21 protein-coding genes are annotated in these 21,411 nt (G+C 66.7%); 13 read left to right on the top strand and 8 right to left on the bottom strand.

Translation table 11 applies throughout. From position 1 onward, the window contains the following. The first annotated feature begins 26 nt into the window (after window positions 1–26). Together ACWIEX_RS01255 and ACWIEX_RS01250 are read left to right on the top strand one after the other, a co-directional pair. On the top strand, window positions 27–1,304 hold the full coding sequence (locus tag ACWIEX_RS01255; RefSeq protein WP_454031343.1) for a ribulose-bisphosphate carboxylase large subunit family protein: 1,278 nt from the start codon (window positions 27–29) through the stop codon (window positions 1,302–1,304). 6 nt (window positions 1,305–1,310) lie between these two features. Beyond that, window positions 1,311–2,588 carry a four-carbon acid sugar kinase family protein gene (locus ACWIEX_RS01250; protein ID WP_454031342.1) on the top strand — a complete coding sequence of 426 codons (1,278 nt, stop codon included), beginning with the start codon at window positions 1,311–1,313 and terminating at the stop codon, window positions 2,586–2,588. On the opposite strand, the gene ACWIEX_RS01245 is transcribed toward ACWIEX_RS01250, so the two are convergent. The 6 genes from ACWIEX_RS01245 to ACWIEX_RS01220 all read right to left on the bottom strand — a co-directional run bounded on the left by ACWIEX_RS01245 (window position 2,585) and on the right by ACWIEX_RS01220 (window position 7,553). Continuing rightward, entirely contained in the window at window positions 2,585–3,529 is a 945-nt protein-coding gene (locus tag ACWIEX_RS01245) for a threonine ammonia-lyase (protein ID WP_454031341.1), read from the bottom strand. The genes ACWIEX_RS01250 and ACWIEX_RS01245 overlap by 4 nt on opposite strands. Then, a complete protein-coding gene (locus tag ACWIEX_RS01240; RefSeq protein WP_454031340.1) occupies window positions 3,529–4,569 on the bottom strand; it encodes a succinylglutamate desuccinylase/aspartoacylase family protein in 1,041 nt (346 codons plus the stop codon). Before ACWIEX_RS01240 ends, ACWIEX_RS01245 begins: the two co-directional genes overlap by 1 nt. 118 nt (window positions 4,570–4,687) lie before the next feature. Next, window positions 4,688–5,470 carry a transporter substrate-binding domain-containing protein gene (locus ACWIEX_RS01235; RefSeq protein ID WP_454031339.1) on the bottom strand — a complete coding sequence of 261 codons (783 nt, stop codon included), beginning with the start codon at window positions 5,468–5,470 and terminating at the stop codon, window positions 4,688–4,690. 55 nt (window positions 5,471–5,525) lie between these two features. Then, a complete protein-coding gene (locus ACWIEX_RS01230; protein ID WP_454031338.1) occupies window positions 5,526–6,257 on the bottom strand; it encodes an amino acid ABC transporter ATP-binding protein in 732 nt (243 codons plus the stop codon). Then, a complete protein-coding gene (locus tag ACWIEX_RS01225) occupies window positions 6,244–6,894 on the bottom strand; it encodes an amino acid ABC transporter permease (RefSeq protein WP_454031337.1) in 651 nt (216 codons plus the stop codon). Before ACWIEX_RS01225 ends, ACWIEX_RS01230 begins: the two co-directional genes overlap by 14 nt. After that, entirely contained in the window at window positions 6,891–7,553 is a 663-nt protein-coding gene (locus tag ACWIEX_RS01220; RefSeq protein ID WP_113585172.1) for an amino acid ABC transporter permease, read from the bottom strand. Before ACWIEX_RS01220 ends, ACWIEX_RS01225 begins: the two co-directional genes overlap by 4 nt. Before the next feature lie 142 nt (window positions 7,554–7,695). Here ACWIEX_RS01220 and ACWIEX_RS01215 point away from each other — a divergent pair, with 142 nt between their 5' ends. Then, on the top strand, window positions 7,696–8,478 hold the full coding sequence (locus ACWIEX_RS01215; RefSeq protein WP_454031336.1) for an IclR family transcriptional regulator: 783 nt from the start codon (window positions 7,696–7,698) through the stop codon (window positions 8,476–8,478). A gap of 8 nt (window positions 8,479–8,486) precedes the next feature. Here the strand turns inward: ACWIEX_RS01215 and ACWIEX_RS01210 are convergent, their stop codons facing one another. Further along, window positions 8,487–9,389, bottom strand: coding sequence for a GntR family transcriptional regulator (locus tag ACWIEX_RS01210; RefSeq protein ID WP_454031335.1), 903 nt, complete (start codon window positions 9,387–9,389; stop codon window positions 8,487–8,489). Window positions 9,390–9,482: 93 nt separating this feature from the next. Between ACWIEX_RS01210 and ACWIEX_RS01205 the strand changes: the two genes are divergently transcribed. The 10 genes from ACWIEX_RS01205 to minE all read left to right on the top strand — a co-directional run bounded on the left by ACWIEX_RS01205 (window position 9,483) and on the right by minE (window position 20,839). After that, on the top strand, window positions 9,483–10,631 hold the full coding sequence (locus tag ACWIEX_RS01205) for a C45 family autoproteolytic acyltransferase/hydolase (protein WP_454031334.1): 1,149 nt from the start codon (window positions 9,483–9,485) through the stop codon (window positions 10,629–10,631). A 49-nt stretch (window positions 10,632–10,680) separates the two neighbouring features. Then, window positions 10,681–12,222: an ABC transporter substrate-binding protein gene (locus ACWIEX_RS01200; RefSeq protein WP_454031333.1), complete on the top strand. Its 1,542-nt coding sequence runs from the start codon at window positions 10,681–10,683 to the stop codon at window positions 12,220–12,222. 181 nt (window positions 12,223–12,403) lie between these two features. Continuing rightward, window positions 12,404–13,873: a M81 family metallopeptidase gene (locus ACWIEX_RS01195; protein ID WP_454031332.1), complete on the top strand. Its 1,470-nt coding sequence runs from the start codon at window positions 12,404–12,406 to the stop codon at window positions 13,871–13,873. A gap of 105 nt (window positions 13,874–13,978) precedes the next feature. Continuing rightward, on the top strand, window positions 13,979–15,580 hold the full coding sequence (locus ACWIEX_RS01190) for an ABC transporter substrate-binding protein (RefSeq protein WP_454031331.1): 1,602 nt from the start codon (window positions 13,979–13,981) through the stop codon (window positions 15,578–15,580). A gap of 177 nt (window positions 15,581–15,757) precedes the next feature. Continuing rightward, a complete protein-coding gene (locus tag ACWIEX_RS01185; protein WP_454031330.1) occupies window positions 15,758–16,699 on the top strand; it encodes an ABC transporter permease in 942 nt (313 codons plus the stop codon). A 13-nt stretch (window positions 16,700–16,712) separates the two neighbouring features. Continuing rightward, window positions 16,713–17,594: an ABC transporter permease gene (locus tag ACWIEX_RS01180; protein ID WP_454031329.1), complete on the top strand. Its 882-nt coding sequence runs from the start codon at window positions 16,713–16,715 to the stop codon at window positions 17,592–17,594. 112 nt (window positions 17,595–17,706) lie between these two features. After that, entirely contained in the window at window positions 17,707–18,708 is a 1,002-nt protein-coding gene (locus ACWIEX_RS01175; protein WP_454031328.1) for a D-cysteine desulfhydrase family protein, read from the top strand. A gap of 283 nt (window positions 18,709–18,991) precedes the next feature. Further along, window positions 18,992–19,726 carry a septum site-determining protein MinC gene (gene minC / locus ACWIEX_RS01170; RefSeq protein ID WP_454033434.1) on the top strand — a complete coding sequence of 245 codons (735 nt, stop codon included), beginning with the start codon at window positions 18,992–18,994 and terminating at the stop codon, window positions 19,724–19,726. Window positions 19,727–19,760: 34 nt separating this feature from the next. Continuing rightward, window positions 19,761–20,576, top strand: a complete 816-nt coding sequence (gene minD / locus ACWIEX_RS01165; protein ID WP_454031327.1) for a septum site-determining protein MinD — start codon at window positions 19,761–19,763, stop codon at window positions 20,574–20,576. Then, the gene (gene minE, locus ACWIEX_RS01160; protein ID WP_113585162.1) at window positions 20,573–20,839 is read left to right on the top strand and encodes a cell division topological specificity factor MinE; all 267 of its coding nucleotides are present in this window, start codon (window positions 20,573–20,575) and stop codon (window positions 20,837–20,839) included. The genes minD and minE overlap by 4 nt, the downstream gene beginning before the upstream one ends. 14 nt (window positions 20,840–20,853) lie before the next feature. On the opposite strand, the gene ACWIEX_RS01155 is transcribed toward minE, so the two are convergent. Further along, window positions 20,854–21,387: a hypothetical protein gene (locus tag ACWIEX_RS01155; protein ID WP_454031326.1), complete on the bottom strand. Its 534-nt coding sequence runs from the start codon at window positions 21,385–21,387 to the stop codon at window positions 20,854–20,856. Between the last annotated feature and the right edge of the window lie 24 nt (window positions 21,388–21,411).

Raw genomic sequence — 21,411 nt, 5'->3', positions numbered from 1 at the left:
GGGATGACCCGGGAGTACGACTTCTCATGACATCTTCACCGGACCGCTTCGAAGCGACCTATCTCATCGAAACCCCGCTCGATCCGGCCAGGGTCGCGGAGGTGATGGCCGGCGAGCAATCCTGCGGCACCTTCGCCCGCGTCGCCGGCGAGACCGATGAATTGCGTGAGCGGGCGCGGGCCGTCGTCACGCGGATCGAGGAGCTGGAGCCCGCCACGGAGCCCAGCCTGCCTAATGCGTGGCTTGCGCGGAAGGGCGTCGGCGGGCCATGGCGGCGCGCGCGCATCACGATCTCCTTCCCGGTCGATAATGTCGGCGCCAATCTCGCGACGCTGGCCGCCGTCGTCGCCGGCAATCTCTATGATCTCGGCGAGGTCACGGGGCTGAGGCTAGAGAGTATCGCCCTGCCCTGGTCCTATCGCCAGCGCTTCCCGCTGCCGGCGCAGGGCATCGCCGGCACGCGGCGCCTGACCGGCGCTGTGCAAGGGCCCCTCGTTGGCTCGATCATCAAGCCGAATGTGGGCCTGAGCGCCACGCAGACGGCCGAACTCGTCGCCAGCTTGTGCGAGGCCGGGCTCGACTTCATCAAGGATGACGAGATTTCGGCCGATCCGGTGCATGCACCTCTGACTGAGCGCATTCCTGCGGTGATGGCGGCGGTGCGCCGGCATCAGGACAGGACCGGCAAGCATGTCATGGTCGCCTTCAACATCACCGACGAGACCGACGCGATGCGCCGCCATGCCGATCTCGTCCAGCGCGAGGGCGGCTCCTGCGTGATGGCGAGCCTGAACTGGTGCGGCTTCTCAGGCGTCGAGAGCCTGCGCCGCTCGACCGATCTCGCGCTGCACGGCCATCGCAACGGCTACGGCGCCTTCTCGCGCCATCCGCTGCTCGGCATCGGCTTCCAGGCCTATCAGGTGCTGTGGCGGCTCGCCGGCGTCGACCATATGCATGTCCATGGCCTGCAGGGGAAATTCGCGCAGGAGGACGAGGAGGTCGTGACCTCCGCCAGGGATTGCGTCACGCCTCTGACCGATGGCGCCGACGACCGGGTGATGCCGGCCTTCTCCTCCGGACAATGCGCCGGCACGGCGCAAGCCACCTGGGACGCGATCGGCCATGACGACCTGCTGTTCATGGCCGGCGGCGGCATTCTCGCCCATCCCGGCGGACCGAAGGCCGGCGTCGCCAGCATCCGGCAGGCCTGGGCCGCCGTTGCGGACGGCATACCGATCACGGAGGCGGCGCGCGCGCATCCCGAACTGCAGCAGGCGCTCGACACCTTCGGCAAGGCGGGCTAGCGCGCCGTGTCCGCGAAGCGCACGCCTCTCTATGGCTGGTACGGCGACGATTTCACCGGCTCGACCGATACGCTTGCGACGCTGGCCGAACGGGGCTTTCGCGCCCTGCTCTTCCTGCACCAACCCAGCGAAGCGCAGCTCGCCGCTGCCGGCCCGCTCGACGCAATCGGCATCGCAGGCGCGAGCCGGGCCATGGCTCCGGAAGCGATTGCGCGCGAGCTGACTGAGATCGGCCGCTTCTTCGCCGAGCAAGGCATCGGGCTGATGCATTATAAATGCTGCTCGACCTTCGACAGTGCGCCTCATGTCGGCAGCATCGGCGCGGCTGTCGCTGCACTGAAGCCGTTCTTCCCGAACCCACTCATGCCGATCCTCGGCGGCCAGCCCAATCTCGGGCGCTTCTGCCTGTTCGGAAACCTGTTCGCGGCCGGTGGCGACGGCGCGATCCACCGCATCGATCGCCACCCGACGATGAGCCGCCACCCGGTGACGCCGATGGCCGAGCCCGATCTGCGCCGGCACCTCGCGGCGCAGGGACTCGGGGATATCGGGCTCGTCGATTATCGCGCCTATGCCGACGGTCCGGCCACACAGGCCGCGTTGCCCAGCGGGAGCGGTGGCGTCCTGTTCGATGTTGCGACCGAAGCGGATCTCGCAGCGATCGGCGAAGTGCTCGCCAACTCGCTGGAAAATGGGCCGATGCTTGCGGTGGGAGCGAGCTCAGTCGCCCGCGCCTTCGCAGCCGGTTATGACAAGGCGGCTGCTCCCGCACCAACTCCCGGTACGAAGGCGCGCGAGGCTGGTCCCGTGCTCACCCTCGTGGGCAGCCTGTCTCCGGTGACGCGTGCGCAGGTCGAAGCGGCGCGAGGCTACGCGATGCTGCGGGTCGATGCCGAGCGGTTATTGGCAGACGAGGGCTGTGCGGCGGAGTTGCGTGCGACCGCCCTGTCCAAGCTGGCCGAGGGCGATGTGATGTTGGTGACGGACCCGCCTGAAGACACTCCGACCGCCGCCGGTGCGGTGGCCGAAGCAACCGGCGCGTTGCTCGCCTCGATCATCGCCGAGACCCGTCTCGGTCGCCTCGTCGTCGCGGGCGGCGACACCTCGACCATGGCAATCCGGGCGCTGCCGCTCTGGGGTCTGTCCTATCGCGGGCCTTGCGTGCCGGGCGCACCGCTCTGCCGCGCCCATTCCGACGATGCGCGCCTCGACGGGCTCGATATCGTGCTGAAGGGCGGGCAGATGGGGCCGCCCCGCTTCTTCAACGACGCGGCGCGCGCCTAACCCGGCAGGCAGCCATCCGTGCCGGCGCCGCAGACCAGCGCGCAGACCTTCTCGCCACCCGACAACGCAACGCGCCCGGACTGGAGCGCCGCCAGCGCCGCCGCGCCCGACAGATCCGCGGCGATACCGAACTCGAACCAGAGCGCCTTCGCCGCCTGCTCCATTTCGGCATCGGTGATCAGCACGATCTCGTCGACATTGCGGGCCGTCGCCTCATAGATCGCTTGGTCGGTCTGGCGGCAGGACATGGTGGCGACACGGGTCTCCAGCTTGTCGAGGGCGACGAGGCGGCCTGCCGCGAGACAGGCGTGGAGCGTCGGCGACCCCACCGGCTCGATGCCGATGATCCGCGTCTGCGGCCGCAAGGCCTTCACCGCCTTCGAGAGGCCGGTGATCAATCCGCCGCCGCCGATGGCGACGAGGATGACGTCGACATCGGGCATGTCGTCGAGGATGTCGAGGCCAAGCGTCCCCTGCCCCGCCACGACAACCGGATCGCTGAAGGGATGAGCATAGGTCGCGCCGGTTTCGCGGGCATGGGCGAGCGCGGCGGCATTGGCATCGTCCCAGATCGCGCCGACGATATGGACGTCCGCCCCCCAGTCGCGCAGCTTGGCGATCTTGTCCGGCGCGGCATTGGACGGCAGGAAGATCGTGGCGTTGACGCCGAGCACGTAAGCCGAGCGGGCGATGGCGAGACCGTGATTGCCGCCCGATGCGGTCACGACGCCGCGTGCCAGCTCGTCCTTCGACAAGGTCAGGAGCCGGTTCATCGCGCCGCGCGCCTTGAAGGAGCCGGCGGCCTGCAACAGTTCGAGCTTCAGCGTGACGTCGCCGCCAAAATCGCTGCCGCGCGTCCTGGCATAGGGCAGCGTCGGAGTTTTCCGGATGTAAGGCGCGATGCGCTCACGGGCGGCGCGGATATCGTCGAGCGCGATCATCACAGGGTTCCGCGATAGGGCGCCGCGACGATCAGGCAGCAATTGCCCGGCTTCACCCGGCCCGGCTGGCGGCGGCCATAGAGGATGCCGTCGGCGGCGTAATGCAGCGTCTCGGGCGGGCGCGTCGGGTCCCAGGTGCAATGGATGCGGCCGGCCGGCTCGCCGGCGCTGACCTTAGTGCCGTTGGCATGGAAGGGCTCGAAGATGCCGTCCGCTGTCGCGTAGACGTAAGCGGAGATGCCGGGCAGTTCGAGGATCTGGCCCTCGGCCCGCCGAGGCTCGGGCTTTTCGCGGACGACGACGCCAAGATGGTCGAGCACGTTGGCAACGCCGCGCCGACAGACCGAAAGCGCCTCCAGCGAAACCGTACCGGCGCCGGCCATCTCCGTGCCGACCGTGACGAGCCCGGCGCGGCAGGCAGCGGCGGTCGCGGTGCGCGGTTCACCGAGATTGCTGATGACGACCATCATCGGCGCGTCGAAGGCCTGCACCGCCGCGACATTGCGCTTGTGCAGGGCTGGATCGTCGGTCGGTTCGACGATGGCGCTCGGGATGATGTCGAGCGAGGAGCCGCCGGAATGCAGGTCGAGGAAAGCGTCGCCGATCGGCAGGATATGGTCACTGACGAAGGCCGAGATCTGCTGGGTGATGGTGCCGCGCGGATCGCCCGGGAAGGTGCGGTTGAAGTTGAGCCCATCGACCGGCGAGGTGCGCTGGCCGGCCATGACGGCATGGACATTGTTCGCCGGCATCAGGATGAGCCGGCCCTGGACGCGGCCGGGATCGAGATCGCGGATCAGGTCGCAGATCGTGATCGGCCCCTCGTATTCGTCGCCATGGTTGCCGCCTTCCAGGATCACGGTGGGACCGGTGCCGTTCTTGATCACGGCGATCGGCACGCGGGTCGCGCCCCAAGCATCGTCATGCGGCGAATGCGGGATCATCAGGAAGCCGGTCTGCTTGCCCTCACGGTCGAGATCGACGGTGAGGAAGGCGCTGGACGGGCGCGGAGTCGGCTTAGGGCGGGTTAAGGCGGTCATGGCGGGCTCGGTAACGTCAGGCGTTTGGTTGCAGGACCAGCCGCGGGGAACCCCTCTCCTTACAGGAGAGGGGTTCCCCGCGCTCTTTGTGGATAAGGCTTCGTGTCTGCTCGCCGCCTCACAGCGTCGGCAGCGGGTCCATCGGCATGTCCAGGTACTTGCGATGCAGCCGGTCGAGCTCGCCGTTCATCGAATTGAAGAAGATGAAGCCATCGAGCCAGCGCACGAGATTATGCTGGTCCATCTGCACGCCCATATGCGCCGGGCTGCGGCGGATGACGAACTTGCGCTCGAATTCCTTGTTCGGGTTCTGCTTGGCGAGCGCCTGCGCCACGATCGAGTTGGTGGCAAGGAGATCGGCCTGACCGGTGATGTAGGCGGCAGCGGCCGTCGCGTCGTCTTCGGTGCGCATCAGGCTTGCCTTCGGCGCGGCGGCCGAGATGGCAAGTTCCTGCGTCGTGCCCTTGGCGGCGGCGACGCGGGCGGAGCCGATCGTCTCCGGGCTCGATACCGTCGAGTTCTTCGCACCGTAAACCGCAAGGAAGGTGTTGGCATAGGGCGCGGTGAACTGGATCTGCTTGGCGCGCTCGGGCGTCAGGCCCATCACCGAAATGACGATGTCCACCTTGTCTGTCATCAGGAAGGGGATGCGGTTGGCGCCGGTGATCTGCTGCATCTCCAGCTTCACGCCAAGGCCCTTGGCGACCATCTCGGCCATCTCGATGTCGAAACCGATGGCCTTGCGGTTGGCATCCTGCGAACCGAAGGGCGGCGCATCGAGCGGCACGCCGATGCGGACCACGCCCTTGGACAGGATGTCCTGGAGCTTGTCGGCCTTGGCCTCGGCGGCGCCGAAGGCGGCGATGGCCAGGGCGGCTAAACCTGCGAACAGTGAACGCATCGTCTTTTCTCCCCTCGTTGATGTTGTCTTGTTGGCGATGTCTGGGCGTTCCGCCTCAGTGCAGCACTGCGCTGAGGAAGGTCTGGAGTTCCGGTGTCTTCGGCTCGGCCAGCACGGCGGCCGCCGGCCCCTGCTCGTGAATGCGGCCCTCATGCATGAAGACGACACGCGAGCCGAAGCGGCGGGCGAAGCCCATCTCGTGGGTCACCAAGATCATGGTCATGCCCTCGCTTGCGACGGATTCGAGCACTTTGAGCACCTCGCCCGTCAGCTCCGGATCGAGCGCCGAGGTCACCTCGTCGAACAGCATCAGCTTCGGCCGCATCGCGAGCGAGCGGGCGATCGCGACGCGCTGCTGCTGGCCACCGGAGAGCTGCGAGGGATAGGCGTCGAGCTTGTCCTCGAGACCGACGCGGGCGAGCACTTCGCGCGCGACCTCGCGGGCGGCCTGGGGCGCCTGCTTCTTCACGACGCGCGGGGCGAGCGTGATGTTGTCGCAGACCGAGAGATGGGGAAACAGGTTGAAGCTCTGGAAGACGATGCCGACCTCCTGCCGCAGTTTGCGCAGGTTGGTCGCGGGGTCGTTGACCTGCGTGCCGTCGACGCGGATGACGCCGGCCTGGATTGGCTCCAGCCCGTTGATGCAGCGCAGCATCGTGCTCTTGCCCGAGCCGGAGCGGCCGATCACGGCGACGACCTCGCCCTTGGCGATATCGAGCGAGACGTCCTTCAGCACCTGGACCGAGCCGTAACTCTTGTTGACCCCGTGGATTTCAACGAGCGACATCGAGCTTCCGCTCGATCGAGCGGCTCCATTGCGAGAGGGGGAAGCACATCGCGAAATAGATCGCGGCGACGGTGATGTAGACGGCGAAGGGCTTGTAGGTGCCGGCCGCCGTGAGCTGGCCTTCGCGCGTCAGCTCGACGAAGCCGATCACGGCGGCCAGCGAGGTGTTCTTGATGAGCTGGACGAGGAAGCCGACCGTCGGCGGGATCGCGACCCGGATCGACTGCGGCACGATGACATGGCGCAGCTGTTCCCACAGCGAGAGGCCGAGCGAGGCGCCGGCCTCCCACTGGGTCTTCGCGATGGAAACCAGCGCGCCGCGCCAGATCTCGCCGAGGAAGGCGCTGCCATAGACCGAGAAGGCCGTCGCGGCCGCGAGCCACGGATTGACGGAGATGCCGGTGAGCGGCAGGCCGAAGAAGATCACGAAGAGCCAGACCAGCAGCGGCGTGCCCTGGACGATGTGGATATAGGCCGCCGCGAACCAGCGCAGCGGCGCGAAGGGCAGGATGCGGGCGATGGCGATGACGATGCCGATCAGCGACGCGCCGATGAAGGCGGTCGCGGTCAGCGCCAGCGTCCAGCGCGCCGCCGCGATCAGGTACATCACATCGATGAGGCCGAATTCGCGGATCATCGCCTGACGAACGCCCAGTAATACAGCCCCGCGAACAGGCCGCGGAAGGCGAAGGCGAGCCCGAGATAGAGCACGCCGATGACGGTGTAGACCTCGAAGTCGCGGAAGGTGCGCGACTGCACGATCGAGGCCGCGTGGAACAGGTCCTCGACCGAGATCTGCGAGACGACGCTGGTCGCCAGCATCAGCAGCACGAACTGGCTGGCGAGCGCCGGGAACATCGCCTTCAATGCCGGGAACATCACGACATAGCGGAAGACCTGCAAGCCGGAGAGCCCGAGCGAATGGCCGGCCTCGACCTGCGCCTTCGGCACCGCTTCCAGCCCGGCGCGGACGATCTCGGTGGTGTAGGCGCCGAGATTGATGACCAGCGCGATGATCGCGGCGGTGAGCCCGTCGAGCCTGACGCCGAAGCTCGGCAGGCCGAAGAAGATCAGGAAGAGCTGCACCAGCAGCGGCGTATTGCGGATCACCTCGACATAGGTGCCGACGATCCGGCGCAGCCAGGCGGGGCCATAGACGCGGGCGGCGGCGCAGGCGATGCCGATGACGAGGCCGCCGACCATCGCCAGCGCAGAGAGCAGCAGCGTGATCCAGACACCGTCGAGGATCGATTCCCAGGCGGCGAAGACATCGCGGAACTGCAGGCCGTATTTCATCGCCGGCCGCCTCGCGGCAGCGGCGCGATGCCTCCAGAACCTGCGATATGATGCGACGATCGTACCATCCGCCTCCCCTTTGACGGCGAGGCTAGGTTCGTTTCTTATTTGATGTCAAGCTTCATATATGAAACAGAGAGACATGAGCGACCTGCCGGATACCGAGAACGGAGACAAAAGCAGCTACGCGGCGCCGGCGCTGGAGAAGGGGCTCGACATCCTCGAACTCCTCGCCGAGGTCGGCGAGCCGCTCTCGACCCGCGAGATCGCCGAGCGCCTCGCCCGCTCGAAGAGCGAGATCTTCCGCATGGTCTTCGTGCTGCAGCAGCGCGGCTATCTCGCCCGCGAAGCCGGGACGGACCGGCTCGAACTGTCGCGAAGGCTGTTCGACCTGGGCATCCGTACGCCGGCCGGGCGCCAGCTCACCTCGATCGTGCTGCCGGTGATGGAGCGCTTCAGCGAGGCGAGCGGACAGGTGGCGCATCTCGTCGTGCTGAGCCGGGCGCAGACCGTGGTGCTGGCGACGACCTCGGGCCATCTCGATGCCAGCGTCATCGTCCGGCCCGGCTATGGCCGCCCGGCGCTCGATGCGAATTCGGGGCTGCTGATCCTCGCCTTCCAGAGCAAAAGCCGCCGCGATGCGTTGATGCGGGAAGCATCGGAGGCCGACAGGCGGCGCCTGGAAGGCGCGGAAACCGAGCGCATCTTCGCCGATATCCGCGCCCTCGGGCACCGCGTCGCCGCCAGCCGCGACATCATGGCGGTGACCGATATCGCCTGCCCGGTCATCGGCCCCGGCGGGCATGCCGAGGCGGCGATCCTGGTGCCCTGCCTGCAGCGCCACGGCATCGCGACCGACGAGGAGGCGATCCTCAGGGCGCTCAAGGCAAGCTGCGCCGAGGCCGGCTCGCAATTGTCGCTGTAGCGGCTGTGTCAGAGGCGCGCTGAATCCTCCGGCGGCTGCACTTCCCAGTCGCGCGCCGCCCCGGAGAGATGTTCGACCAGCAGCCGCACGGCGCCCTCCCGGTCACCCTTGTCGAGCGCGGCGAGGATGGCGAGATGGTCCCGGCAGGATTGCAGGATCTGCTCCGGCTCCAGCTCCCAGAAATCGGCGAACTGATGCATGCGCCGCAGCGCGTTCTGGCGCCTGACGGCCTGCAGGAAAAACCGATTGCGCGACCAGGACGCCAGGGTTTCGTGGAAGGTCGAATTGACCTCGAACCAGAGCTGCGGCGTGGCCTCCCCGACCGGGCGGCGCATCAGCGCCTCATGCGCCGTGCGGAGCCGGGCGAGTTCGGCCACATCGACGCGGTAGCCGGTCTGGCTCAGCGCCGCCGTCTCGATGGCGATGCGGAAGGCATAGGATTCGAGAATGGCCTCCGGCGTATCGAGGCTCTCGGTAAAGCGCCAGCCATGGCCGCGCTGGCGCTGGACCAGCCCTTCCGACGACAGCCGCATCAGGGCCTTGCGCAGATCGCCCTTGGCGGCGCCGAAATGCGCCAGCATCGCGTTCTCGGTGATCTCGGTCGGGAGATCGCCACGCGCCCGTGCGGTCAGGATCCTCTGGTAGAGTTCGCCGCCACCGGCCGGCGGCGGAACATGCGACGCGACCGCGACCTCGTCGACGGGCTGAAGCAAGCGGAAGCCCTGGCCCGGCTCATGCGCCAGCAGGCCGGTCTCGGCCAACGCCTGCAACGCTCGCCGGACCGGGGTGCGCGATACGCCGAGCCGCACCGCCAGCGGCTTCTCGCCGACGGGCGCGCCCGCCGTCCAGCCCTCGTCACGGGCCAGTCGCAGGATGTCGCCGATGATCTCGCTGTGCAGGCTGCTGGCCATGCCCTGGTTTCGCCTCGTCCGGAGCGATTTGACAATCCGCGGAATGATGCGCCACTGTGCATCTTGGTCAATCAAAAAACACGATAGTGTCTCATGATCGAGCCGTTTCCCTTCGTCTCCGTGTCGGGCTCGCCCTATGAGCGCGGCCGCAGCTATGGCGCGGCGGTGCCCGATCGCATCGTCGGCAGCGCCCGGTTCTATGCCGGCCAACTGGACGGGCTCGGCTCCAGCACGACGCTGCGCCGCAAGCTGATCGACGAGGCAAGGCAGGGCATCGCAGCTTTCGACGAGGCCTATCTGGAGGAGATGCGCGGCATCGCCGACGGCTCCGGCGTGCCGCTCGACGCGATCATCATGATCAATGCCCGCACCGAGATCGTCGCCAAGGCAAGGCTGATCGCCAGCCGCCCCGACGAGGAGGAAGAGGAAGACGAGGCCGACAACGATGGCTGCACCGGCGCGATCATTCTGCCCGAGCGCAGCGCTACCGGCGGCATCATACAGGGCCAGAATTGGGACTGGCAGCCGGAATGCGCGAAGACCGCGATCGTGCTCAGAGTCCAGCGCAAGAACGGGCCGGACCTCTTAACCTTCGTCGAGGCCGGAGGGCTGGGCCGGCACGGCATGAACGAGGCCGGCATCTGCGTCACCGGCAATTACCTGCGCAGCGACCGCGACTATTGCCAGGAAGGCGTGCCGCTGGCGCTGGTCCGCCGCAAGGCGCTGGAGCAGGAGCATCTGGCGTTGGCGATCAAGGTCGTCGCGACCACCCCCAAGGCCTGCTCGACCAACATGATGCTCAGCCAGGACAAGGGCTTCGGCATCGATCTCGAATGCGCGCCGGACGAGGCCTTCCCGATCCTGCCCGAGGACGGGCTGATCGTGCATGCCAATCACTGGGCCAGCCCGACGGCGCTGGCGAAACTGCGCGAGACCGGCATCGCCAGCGCGCCCGACAGCCCCTATCGCGACTGGCGCGTCCGCCAGCTCCTGAACGAGCCGCGCCGGCCGCTCGGCCGCGAGGACCTGAAGGCCGCGCTGTTCGACGATTTCCTCTCGCCCTTCTCGGTCTGCCGCCCGCCGCGCCCCGGCCAGCGCGGCGACATCACCGCCAGCGTGGCGATGATCCTGCTCGAGCCCGCCAAGGGCGTGATGGAGGTGGCGCCGCTGCCGGCGCTCAACCGGCATTTCACCTGCTACAGCCTGACTGGCGAGCCCTTCGCGACCGAAAAGGCCGCCTGACCGACATCGATCGCGCCGCTTGTCGCGACATCTTGAGGGAGCCGATGCCATGAGACGTCCACTCGCCCTTGCCATCCTGCTCGCCGCCTGCGCGAGCCCGGCCGCAGCGCAATCGATCACGGTCGCGGTCGCCGCCGATATCCGCAGCAACAATCCCGGCGTGAACCGCGACGACAGCACCGACGATTTCGCACTGCAGCTCGTCGAGGGGCTCGTCGGCTACAACGAGGGTGGCAATGCCGTGCCTCTGCTGGCGCAGAAGGTCGATCTCTCCGCCGACGGCAGGACCTATACCTTCACGCTGCGCGAGGGCGTGAAGTTCCATAACGGCGCGACGCTGACCTCGGCCGACGTGCTGTGGAGCTGGAACCGCTACATGGACCCCAAGACCCAGTGGCGCTGCACGTCGGAATTCGACGGGCGCAGCGGCCTCAAGGTCGAATCCGTCTCGGCGCCCGATGCCAAGACCTTCGTCATGACCATCGACAAGCCGAATGCGCTGTTCCTCGACACGATGGCCCGCACCGATTGCGCGATGACCGCGATCCTGCACAAGGATTCCGTCAAGGCAGACGGAAGCTGGGACAAGCCGATCGGCACCGGTCCCTACAAGTTCGGCGAGTGGAAACGCGGCGAGTATTTCACCATGACGGCCTTCGACGGCTACCAGTCGCCGGGGCGAGGCAAGATCGACGGCTATGTCGGCTCGAAGCGCCCGCTGCTCAAGGAGGTCAAGTTCCTCGTGGTCAAGGATGCGGCGACCGTGAAGGCCGGCCTCATCTCCGGCGCGCTGCAGATGAGCGAGACGCTGCCGAGCGATGTCGAGGAACTCAAGAAGGTGCCGAGCCTCAAGGTCATGGTCGCGCCCAATGCGGTGCGCCACATCTTCCTGATCCAGACCAAAGATGCCGTGATGGGCAACAAGAAGCTGCGCCAGGCGATCGCGGCCGCGCTCGACTATCCCGAGCTGGTCGCTGCAGCTTCCAACAATCTGGGCACGCCGAATAACTCGCCGATCTACTCGACCTCCGGCTATTTCGGTGATGTCGAGAAGCAGGGCCACAAATACGATCCGGCCCGCGCCAAGCAGTTGCTGCAGGAGGCCGGCTACAAGGGCGAGAAGATCGTGATCCTCGCCAACAAGCGCCCGACCGTGCCGAGCTTCCCGGCGGCAGTAGTCTGGCAGCAGATGCTGCAGGCGGTCGGGATCAATGCCGAGATCGAGATCCTGGACTGGGCGACGCAGCTCGACCGGTTTAACAAGGGCAACTACCAGATGCAGTCCTTCTCGTTCTCGGCCCGCTTCGACCCGGCCATCGCCTTCGAGCAGTTCTCCGGCCCGAAGGACAAGCAGCCGCGCAAGGTCTGGGACAATCCGGAAGCGCAGGCGCTGATCGACAAGTCGATGCTGATCTCGGACAAGGCCGAGCGGCAGAAGATCTTCGACGAGTTGCACCGCCGCGTCATCGACGAGGTGCCGCTGATCTTCCTCTATAACGGCCTCGACGCGGTCGCGATGAGCAAGGCCATCTCCGGCTTCCAGCCCTGGCAGTCCAAACTGCGGATGTGGGAAGTGACGCTGGCGCAGTGAGCCGTCCCCCTTCAACCAGCCCGGCGTCAAAGCCGCAAGCATCGAATGCGAATGCACCTCATTAGCAATAATGAGGTGCGCTGCATCAATGCTGCATTTGCAATCCTCTGCTCGCGCTGCAGCTTGACATGGCCTTCACGGCCAACCGAACATGACGGTCACATTGTCGGAAAGGTAGCCTATGCGTCTGTTTGCTGCGTCGCTCGCAACCGAGACCAATACGTTCTCTCCGATCCCGACATCCCGGGCGAATTTCGAGGCTTCCGCCTATTTTCCGGCGGGCCAGCATCCCGACCGGGCGACGCACACCACCGCCCCGCTCTATGTCGCGCGGCAGCGCGCCAAGCGCGACGGCTTCGAGCTGATCGAGGGCTCCTGCTTCTGGGCCGAGCCGTCGGGCACCTGCGCCAAGGCCGATTACGAGGAGATGCGGGACGAGATCCTCGCCCAGCTCAAGGCGGCGCTGCCGGTCGACGGCGTGCTGCTCGGCCTGCACGGCGCCATGGTCGCGCATGGCTATGACGATTGCGAAGGCGACATCCTCGAGCATGTCCGCGCCATCGTCGGCCCGTCCGTACCGATCGGCGTCGAGCTCGATCCGCATTGCCACCTGACCGAGAAGCGCGTCCGCCTCGCCGATGCGGTCATCCTCTACAAGGAATATCCCCATATAGACTTCGTCGAGCGGGCCGAGGAACTGGTCGACATCATCCTCGGGACGATCCGCGGCGAGATCAAACCGGTGATGTCGCTCTATGATTGCCGGATGATCGAACTGGTGCCGACGACGCGCGAGCCCGGCCGCTCCTTCGTCGACCGGATGAGCGCGCTCGAAGGCAAGGACGGCATCCTCTCGGTCTCGCTGGCGCATGGCTTTCAGCAGGGCGACGTGCCGGAGATCGGCACCCGTGTCCTCGTGATCACCAACAACGACAAGGCGAAGGGCGATGCGCTGGCGGCGAAGCTCGGCGAAGAGTTCCGCTCGCTCAAGGGGCAGTTCGCCCCGCCGGTGACGCCGCTCGACGAGGCGCTCGACCGAGCGCTCGGCGGCGCCGCCAACGGGCCGCGCGTCATTGCCGATTCCACCGACAATGCCGGCGGCGGCGCAGCCTCCGACAACACCAACATCATCCACCGCCTGCGCGAGCGCGGCATCGGCGATGCGGCGGTCGGCCCCGTCTGGGACCCGGTCGCGGTCGCGTTCTGCCTGACGGCCGGCGTCGGCGCGACCATTCCGCTGCGCTTCGGCGGCAAGGCGGCCGCGACCTCCGGGACGCCGGTCGATGGCGAGGTGACGGTGCTGGGCGCCATCCGCGGGGGCACGCAGAGCTTCGGTACCGCCAAGGTGCCGATCGGCGATGCGGTCGGCATCCGCATCGACGGCATCGACGTCGCGCTGCTCTCGCACCGGACGCAGGCGCTGGGGCTGGAGATCTTCACCAGCGTCGGCATCGACCCGACGCAGAAGCGCATCGTCTCGGTCAAGTCGACCAACCATTTCCATGCGGCCTACGGCCCGATCGCCAGTGAGGTGATCTATACCGATGGCGGCGGGCCCTCGCATCTCGACGTGCGCAAATATCCCTATCGCAAGATCAACCGGCCGCTCTGGCCGCATGATCCGCTCCCGCCGGGCCGCCTCGTCGTCTGACGCCGCACGCGACCCGAAAGGAACAGGAGAGACGAAGTATGACCCGATGAGGGCCAGACGAGGTGAATGCCCGCGGCCCTCTGTTGCAACGAGGAGGAGAACGACATGACCACGACACGCCGACGTTTCGTTCAGGGCGGATTGGCAACCGGGGCGCTCGTCGCCGCGCCGGCCACGATCCGCGCCCAGACCACACCAACCGCGGCCCGCACCATCCGCACCGTCCTGCATGGTGATCTTCGCGTCTTCGATCCGATCTGGACCACCGCGAACATGACCTCGTACCACGCGGGCATGGTCTATGACACGCTGTTCGGCGTGAACGACAAGTTCGAACCACAGCCGCAGATGGTCTCGAAATGGTCGCTCTCGGACGACCGCAAGACCTATACGTTCGAGCTCCGCGACGGCCTGCGCTTCACCGATGGCACGCCGGTCACCGCCAAGGATTGCGTCGCCTCGATCCGGCGCTGGGGCGCGCGCGACGGTGGCGGCCAGCACATGATGGCGCGCCTCGCCGATACGCCTGTGAAGGACGACAAGACCTTCCAGATCGTGATGAAGGAGCCTTACGGGCTCGTGGTGGAATGGCTCGCCAAGGCCGCGACCAATGTCTGCTACATCATGCGCGAGAAGGAGGCCGGCACCGATCCGAACCAGCAGATCAGCACGATCCTCGGCTCCGGACCGTTCCTGTTCAACGAGAGCGCGGTCGTCCAGGGCCAGCGCTACGTCTACGACAAGAACCCGAACTACGTGCCGCGCTCGGAGCCTGCGGTCTTCACCTCGGGCGGCAAGGTCGTGAATGTCGACCGCGTGGTGTTCGAGAACATCGCCGACGAGGCGACCGCGATCGCCGCGATCCGGGCCGGCGAGATCGACATGATCGAATACCCCAATGTCGACCTGCTCGATTCGCTCGCCGGCGAGAAGGACATCAAGCTTGAAGTGCTGAACAAGCAGGGCCAGCTTGGCTGGTGCCGCGTCAACTGGCTCCATCCGCCGTTCAACAACGTCAAGGCCCGCCAGGCCATGCTGCACCTGATCCACCCGACCGAGGTGATGAAGGCGACCTTCGGCGACGAGAAATATTTCCGCGGCTGCTCCTCGCTGTTCGGCATGGGCACGCCGATGGAGAACGACGCCAATATCGACTGGTTCAAGACCGCGCCGGACATCGAGAAGGCCAAGCAGCTCGTCAAGGAATCCGGCTATGACGGCCGCCCGGTCGTGGTGCTGCAGGCGACCAACATCGCCTATATGAACAACGCCGCCAACCTGGTCGCGCAATGGATGCGCCAGGCCGGCTTCAACGTCTCGCTGCAGGCCTCCGACTGGGGCGCCGTCGTCACCCGCCGCGCCGTCAAGGCCGCGCCGGACCAGGGCGGCTGGAACGTGTTCTTCACCTCCGGCTCGGTCAACGCCTTCGGCAACCCCGTCTCGCTCAGCGGCCACGCCGCCAATGGCGAGAAGGGCTGGTTCGGCTGGCCGAGCAACGAGAAGCACGAGCAGTTGCGCGACAAATGGGCCAGCGCCCAGTCCGATGCCGAGCGCAAGCAGATCGCTCGCGACATCCAGCAGAACGCCTGGGATTTCGTGCCGCATGCCTATTTCGGCCAATGGTTCCAGCCGGCCGCCCTGCGCAACCTGACGGGCCTGATCGGGATGCCTGAGCTGATCCCGTTCTGGAACGTCAAGAAGGGCTGATTTCAGCCCGGCCGCGAACCCATCCACGGAGTCCGCCCCTCGGCGGGCTCCGCTTGCCCAGCCGTCTTCAGCTGATCGTGCCGGCGGCGCGAGGGCGAGCACGCGATATCGTGCCCGAGCGGGGCCTGCCGATCGTCCCGCACCAGACAAGCAAGCCGACGGAGGACGACCGACGCAATGTTGAGTTATCTCGTACAACGCCTGGCATCGACCCTTCTTGTGATGACGCTGGTCGGCATCTTCGTCTTCCTGCTGCTGCATCTCTCGGCGGGCGACCCCGCCGCCATCATTGCCGGCGACTACGCCACGCCGCAGCAGATCGCCACGATCCGCCAGCGGCTCGGTCTCGACGATCCGCTGCTCGTCCAGTTCGGACGCTGGGCATTGCGCGTCGTGCAGGGCGATCTCGGCGTCTCGATCTTCACGAACACGCCGGTCTCGGCCCTGATCCTGCAGCGCCTGGAGCCGACCCTGTCGGTCGCGGTGCTGACCATGATCTTCGCGGTCTCGATCGCGGTCACGCTCGGCGTGCTCGCTGCCTGGAAGGCCGGCCGGCCGGTCGACCGCCTGCTGATGGGCTTTTCCGTGCTCGGCTTCTCGATGCCGACCTTCGTGGTCGGCTACTGCCTGATCTATGTCTTCGCGATCGAATTGCGCTGGCTGCCCGTACAGGGCTATCGGCCGATCATGGACGGCATCGGCCCGTGGTTCCTGCATCTCGTGCTGCCGACGATCACGCTCGGCCTCGCCTATGTCGCGCTGATCGCGCGCATGACCCGCGCCTCGGTGCAGGAGGTGCTGGAGGAGGATTATATCCGCACGGCCAATGCCAAGGGTGTTCCAGCGCGCACCATGCTGATGAAGCACGCGCTGAAGAATGCCGGCGTGCCGATCATCACCGTGATCGGCATCGGCGTCGCGCTGCTGATCGGCGGCGTCGTGATCACCGAAACCGTGTTCAACATCCCCGGCATCGGCCGCCTCGTCGTCGACGCGATCTCGAAGCGCGACTATCCGATCATCCAGGGCGTGATCCTCGTCTTTTCAGGCGTCTATGTGCTGATCAACCTCGCGGTCGATCTCTCCTATTCGCTCATCGATCCCCGCATCCGGCATTGAGGAGGCGAGACCGATGACCGCAATCGATACCTCGACCGTCCCTGCGCCCGCCCCGGGCAACCGCCTGGTTCGCTTCGGCCGGTTCGCGCGCCGCAACCCGACGATGCTGATCGGCGCCGCCATCCTGATCTTCTTCGTCGGCATCGCGATCATCGCGCCCCTGATCGCCGGCGATCCGATGCTGAAGCTGCCGACGCGGCGTCTGCAACCGCCCTCCTCCGAATTGCGCTTCGGAACCGACCAGCTCGGCCAGGACGTCTTCGCGCGCACCGTCTACGGCGCCCGTGTCTCGCTGATCGTGGGCCTGAGCGTCGCGGCGATCTCGATCCTGATCGGCCTGACGATCGGGCTCTTCGCCGGCTATTACCGCCGCTTCGATGCCATCGTCATGCGCCTGATGGACGGGTTGATGGCGATCCCCGCCATCCTGCTGGCCATCGCCATGGTCTCCCTGAACCAGGGCAGCATCGGCATCGTCATCGCGGCGATCTCGATTCCGGAACTGCCGCGCGTCGTCCGGCTGGTCCGCTCGATCGTGCTCAGCGTCAAGGAACTGCCCTTCGTCGAGGCCGCGCGCGCCTGCGGCGCCAAGACACCGCGCATCCTGTTCCGGCACATCATGCCGAGCACGATCGCGCCCTTGATCGTGCAGGCGACCTATATCTGCGCCTCGGCGATCCTCGTCGAAGCCTCGCTGTCCTTCCTCGGCGCCGGCGTGCCGCCGGAGGTGCCGAGCTGGGGCAACATGATCGCATCGAGCCGGCTCTATCTCGCCCGCGCGCCCTGGACGATCTTCTGCCCGGCGATCGCGCTCGCACTCGTCGTGCTGGCGGTGAACCTGCTCGGCGACGGCCTGCGGGACCGTCTCGATCCGCGGCTATCGCGGCGGCTGTAGGCTCAAGCCCAGACTGCACGCCGGGCATGCATTCGCACGCCCGGCGAATCTCCGGCACCGCGCTATGCTGCCCTCGCCATCGATGGCGACAAGAAGCTGGGAGCCTGCCGGGATGAATCAACGTGAAACGATCAGACTGGCGCTGCTGCCGACACCTTTCGAGCAACTGCCTCGCCTGTCGCAGGCTCTCGCCCGTAACGGCGTAGGTCCATCGATCTGGATGAAGCGCGATGACTGCACCGGCTTCGCCGGCGGCGGCAACAAGGTGCGCAAGCTCGAATATCTCGTCGCGGAGGCCCTGAAGCAGGGCGCCGATACGCTCGTCACCATGGGTGCGATCCAATCCAACCATGCCCGCCAGACCGCCGCGGCAGCCGCCCGTAACGGCCTGGCCTGCGTGCTGCTGCTGACCGATTCGGTGGCGAATCGCAGCGAAGCCTACCGGACCAACGGCAACTGGCTGCTCGACCGGATTTTTGGCGCCGAGATCCGCCTGCTCCCGGCGGGCGGCGATGCGACCGCCATAGCAAACGAGGCCGTGGCCGGCCTGAAAGCGCAGGGAAAGCGCCCCTATTTCATCCCGGTTGGCGGTTCCAATGCGCTGGGCAGTCTCGCCTATCGCGACGCCCTTCTGGAACTGGCCGGACAGGCGAAGGCCGAAGGTGTCGGCATCGATCATATCGTCGTGCCGACGGGCAGCGGCGGCACCCATGCCGGCATCCTCGCCGGCGTCGAGGATGCCGGGCTCTCCTGTCGTGTGCAGGGCGTCAGCGTCTCCCGCTCGACCGAGCAGGCGGGCGCCATCGTCTCCGGGCTGGTTGAGGACATCTACGCGCTGGAAGGCCGGCAGCGGGGCAAGCAGGTCGCGCTTGAGATCGATGATTCGCAGGTCGGCCCCGGCTATGGCCAGCCGACGCCGGCGATGACCGAGGCCGTCGAACTGGTCGCGCGGACCGAGGGCATCCTGCTCGATCCCGTCTATACCGGAAAGGCGATGGCCGGGCTCATCGCACTGGTCCGCAGCGGCGCCATCGGCCCCGATGAGACCGTGATGTTCTGGCATACCGGCGGCGCACCGGGGCTCTATGCCTATCCGGAAGTGTTTCAGGGGTAGAGACGGCCGACGGAATCACTCGTCGCATCGCTTCCGTCATGGTCGGACCTGCCCCGACCATCCACGCCTTCCCTCATAAAATGCGGTGTTCAAGACGTGGATGCTCGCCACAAGGGCGAGCATGACGGCAGCAGTTTCTGCGCCGTTTTTGCCAGCTCGGCGCCGCGCCAACGAGATGTGGACAGCTTCGCACAGACCGCATCGGGCGAGGCGCTTCGGGGCTCCGGTTTACACTCTGTTAACCATTCTCTCGATACACCGAAGCAACCGAAAATTTACCAAGATAACCGACGTGTTAACTCAACCCCGGCCCATCCGCCTCAAGGGGCGGTCCTATCTTGCGCTGACGCTGACCCCGGAGCTGCCCTTCGAGGACTGGCTGGCGCGGCTCGACGATCTCGCCTCGCGCTCCGCCGGCTTCTTCCTGCGGCGCCCCGTCGTGCTCGACATCACCGGGCTGGAGATCGACCGGGCGCAGCTTCGCACCTTCGTCAGCCAGCTCGGCACGCGCCAGGTGCGGATCATGGGGATCGAAGGCGCATCCCCCGCTTTGCTCGGCTCGGACCTGCCGCCGGCAATGGCCGATGGTCGCCCGACCGCCGATTTCGAGCCCCCGGTCGCTGCGGCAGAGACGGCCACGGTCGAGGTCGCCATCGCCGAGCCGGTCGTACCCGACCTGCCCAAGGCGGTGCCGTCGATCATCGTGACGCAGCCGGTGCGCTCGGGCCAGTCGCTGGTCTTCCTCGAAGGCGACGTCACCGTCATCGGCTCGGTCGCCTCCGGCGCCGAAATCGTCGCGGGCGGCTCGATCCATGTCTACGGCACCCTGCGCGGGCGGGCGATGGCCGGCACGATGGGCAACGGAGCGTCGCGCATCTTCTGCCGCAAGCTCGAGGCCGAGCTGATCGCGATCGACGGCTTCTACAAGACGGCCGAGGACATGGGCCCGGAATTCCGCGGCAAGCCCGTGCAGATCTGGCTCGACGGCGAAACATTCAAGGTCGAAGCGCTCGCCTGAGGCGAAGGCATCAACAATCAGAAAGGAGCGGTCAATGGGCAAGGTCATCGTCGTCACATCGGGCAAGGGCGGCGTCGGCAAGACGACATCGTCGGCCGCGCTCGGCGCCGCGCTCGCCCAGGGCGGGGACAAGGTCGTGGTCGTCGATTTCGACGTCGGCCTGCGCAATCTCGACCTGGTCATGGGCGCCGAGCGGCGGGTGGTCTACGACCTCGTCAACGTCATCCAGGGCGAGGCCAAGCTCACCCAGGCGCTGATCCGCGACAAGCGGGTCGAGACGCTCTACCTGCTGCCGGCCTCGCAGACCCGCGACAAGGACAACCTGACCGCAAAGGGCGTCGAGGCTGTCATCGGCGCGCTCAAGTCCTCCTTCGACTGGGTGATCTGCGACAGCCCCGCCGGCATCGAGCGCGGCGCGACGCTGGCCATGCGCCATGCCGATATCGCGATCGTCGTGACCAATCCGGAAGTGTCCTCGGTGCGCGATTCCGACCGGATCATCGGCCTGCTCGATTCCAAGACGCTCAAGGCCGAGAATGGCGAGCACATGGAGAAGCACCTGCTGCTGACCCGCTACGATCCGCTGCGGGCCGAGCGCGGCGACATGCTGAAGGTCGACGACGTCCTCGAAATCCTGTCGATCCCGCTGCTCGGCATCATTCCCGAGAGCATGGACGTGCTGCGTGCCTCCAATATCGGCTCGCCGGTGACGCTGGCCGACCAGGCCAGCGCACCCTCCGTCGCCTATTTCGATGCCGTGCGCCGGCTCAAGGGCGAGGCTCTCCCCGTCTCGGTCCCCGGCGAGAAGCGCGGCTTCTTCGGCAAGTTCTTCGGAAGGAAGGCGGCATGAACCTGCTTCGTCTCTTCTCCCGCCCGCGCTCCGCTCCGGCGGCCCGCGAAAGGCTGCAGGTGCTGCTCGCCCATGAGCGCGCCGCGACTGGCGGCGATGCCGACCTGCTCGGCAAGCTGCGCGACGAAATCCTGCGCGCGATCTCCAAGCATATGCAGATCGACGAGGACAAGGTCAGCGTCCGGATGGAGCGCGGCGCCCAGGTCTCGACCCTCGCCGTCGATATCGAAGTCCCGTTCGACGCCGGCAAGAAGGCGGCGTAACGCCGGATATTCCATCAGACGCGCGGCGCTCCGTTCGTCGCGCGCCTGATGATCTCCTCGACCTCGTCGCGATCGATGCGGCGTCGCTCGGACAATCGCCGGGCGATGGCCGCCTGGGCCACCAGCATCGGCGGTCGGTAGAGGATAGCCGTGGCGGCCGTCACACAACGGGCTCGCAGCACGGCCTCGTCCTGCGGCCGCAGAAGCGCGATGTAGGGTGTCATCTGCCGAAGATCATCCTCATGAGAGGCGATCGCGCCCGGATACCATTTCAGCCCCGCCTCGTTCCAATAGATCATCTCTCCGCAATGGCCGGCGGAGAGGATGATGATCTCGATCTCGGCCCTCTGGCGGTCGACCGGATTGTCGGCCTGAAATCCTCGCTTGTAAGGCTCGAAGCAGGTCTCGCCGGAAAAGCCATAAGGCGGACGCAGCCAGGCATGGGTGATGTGGCGCCGATGCTCCCAGCCGACGACGATATGGCCGGCCTCGTGGAAGGCGCAGGCCGCGCGCCGGATATCGGCCGGGATGTCGCTGAGAATCGGCATTGCGACTGACTGTCACCGGCGGTG

It is taken from the genome of Allobosea sp. NPDC055353, from assembly GCF_053644975.1.
This window is presented reverse-complemented; position numbering and strand designations above follow the sequence as displayed.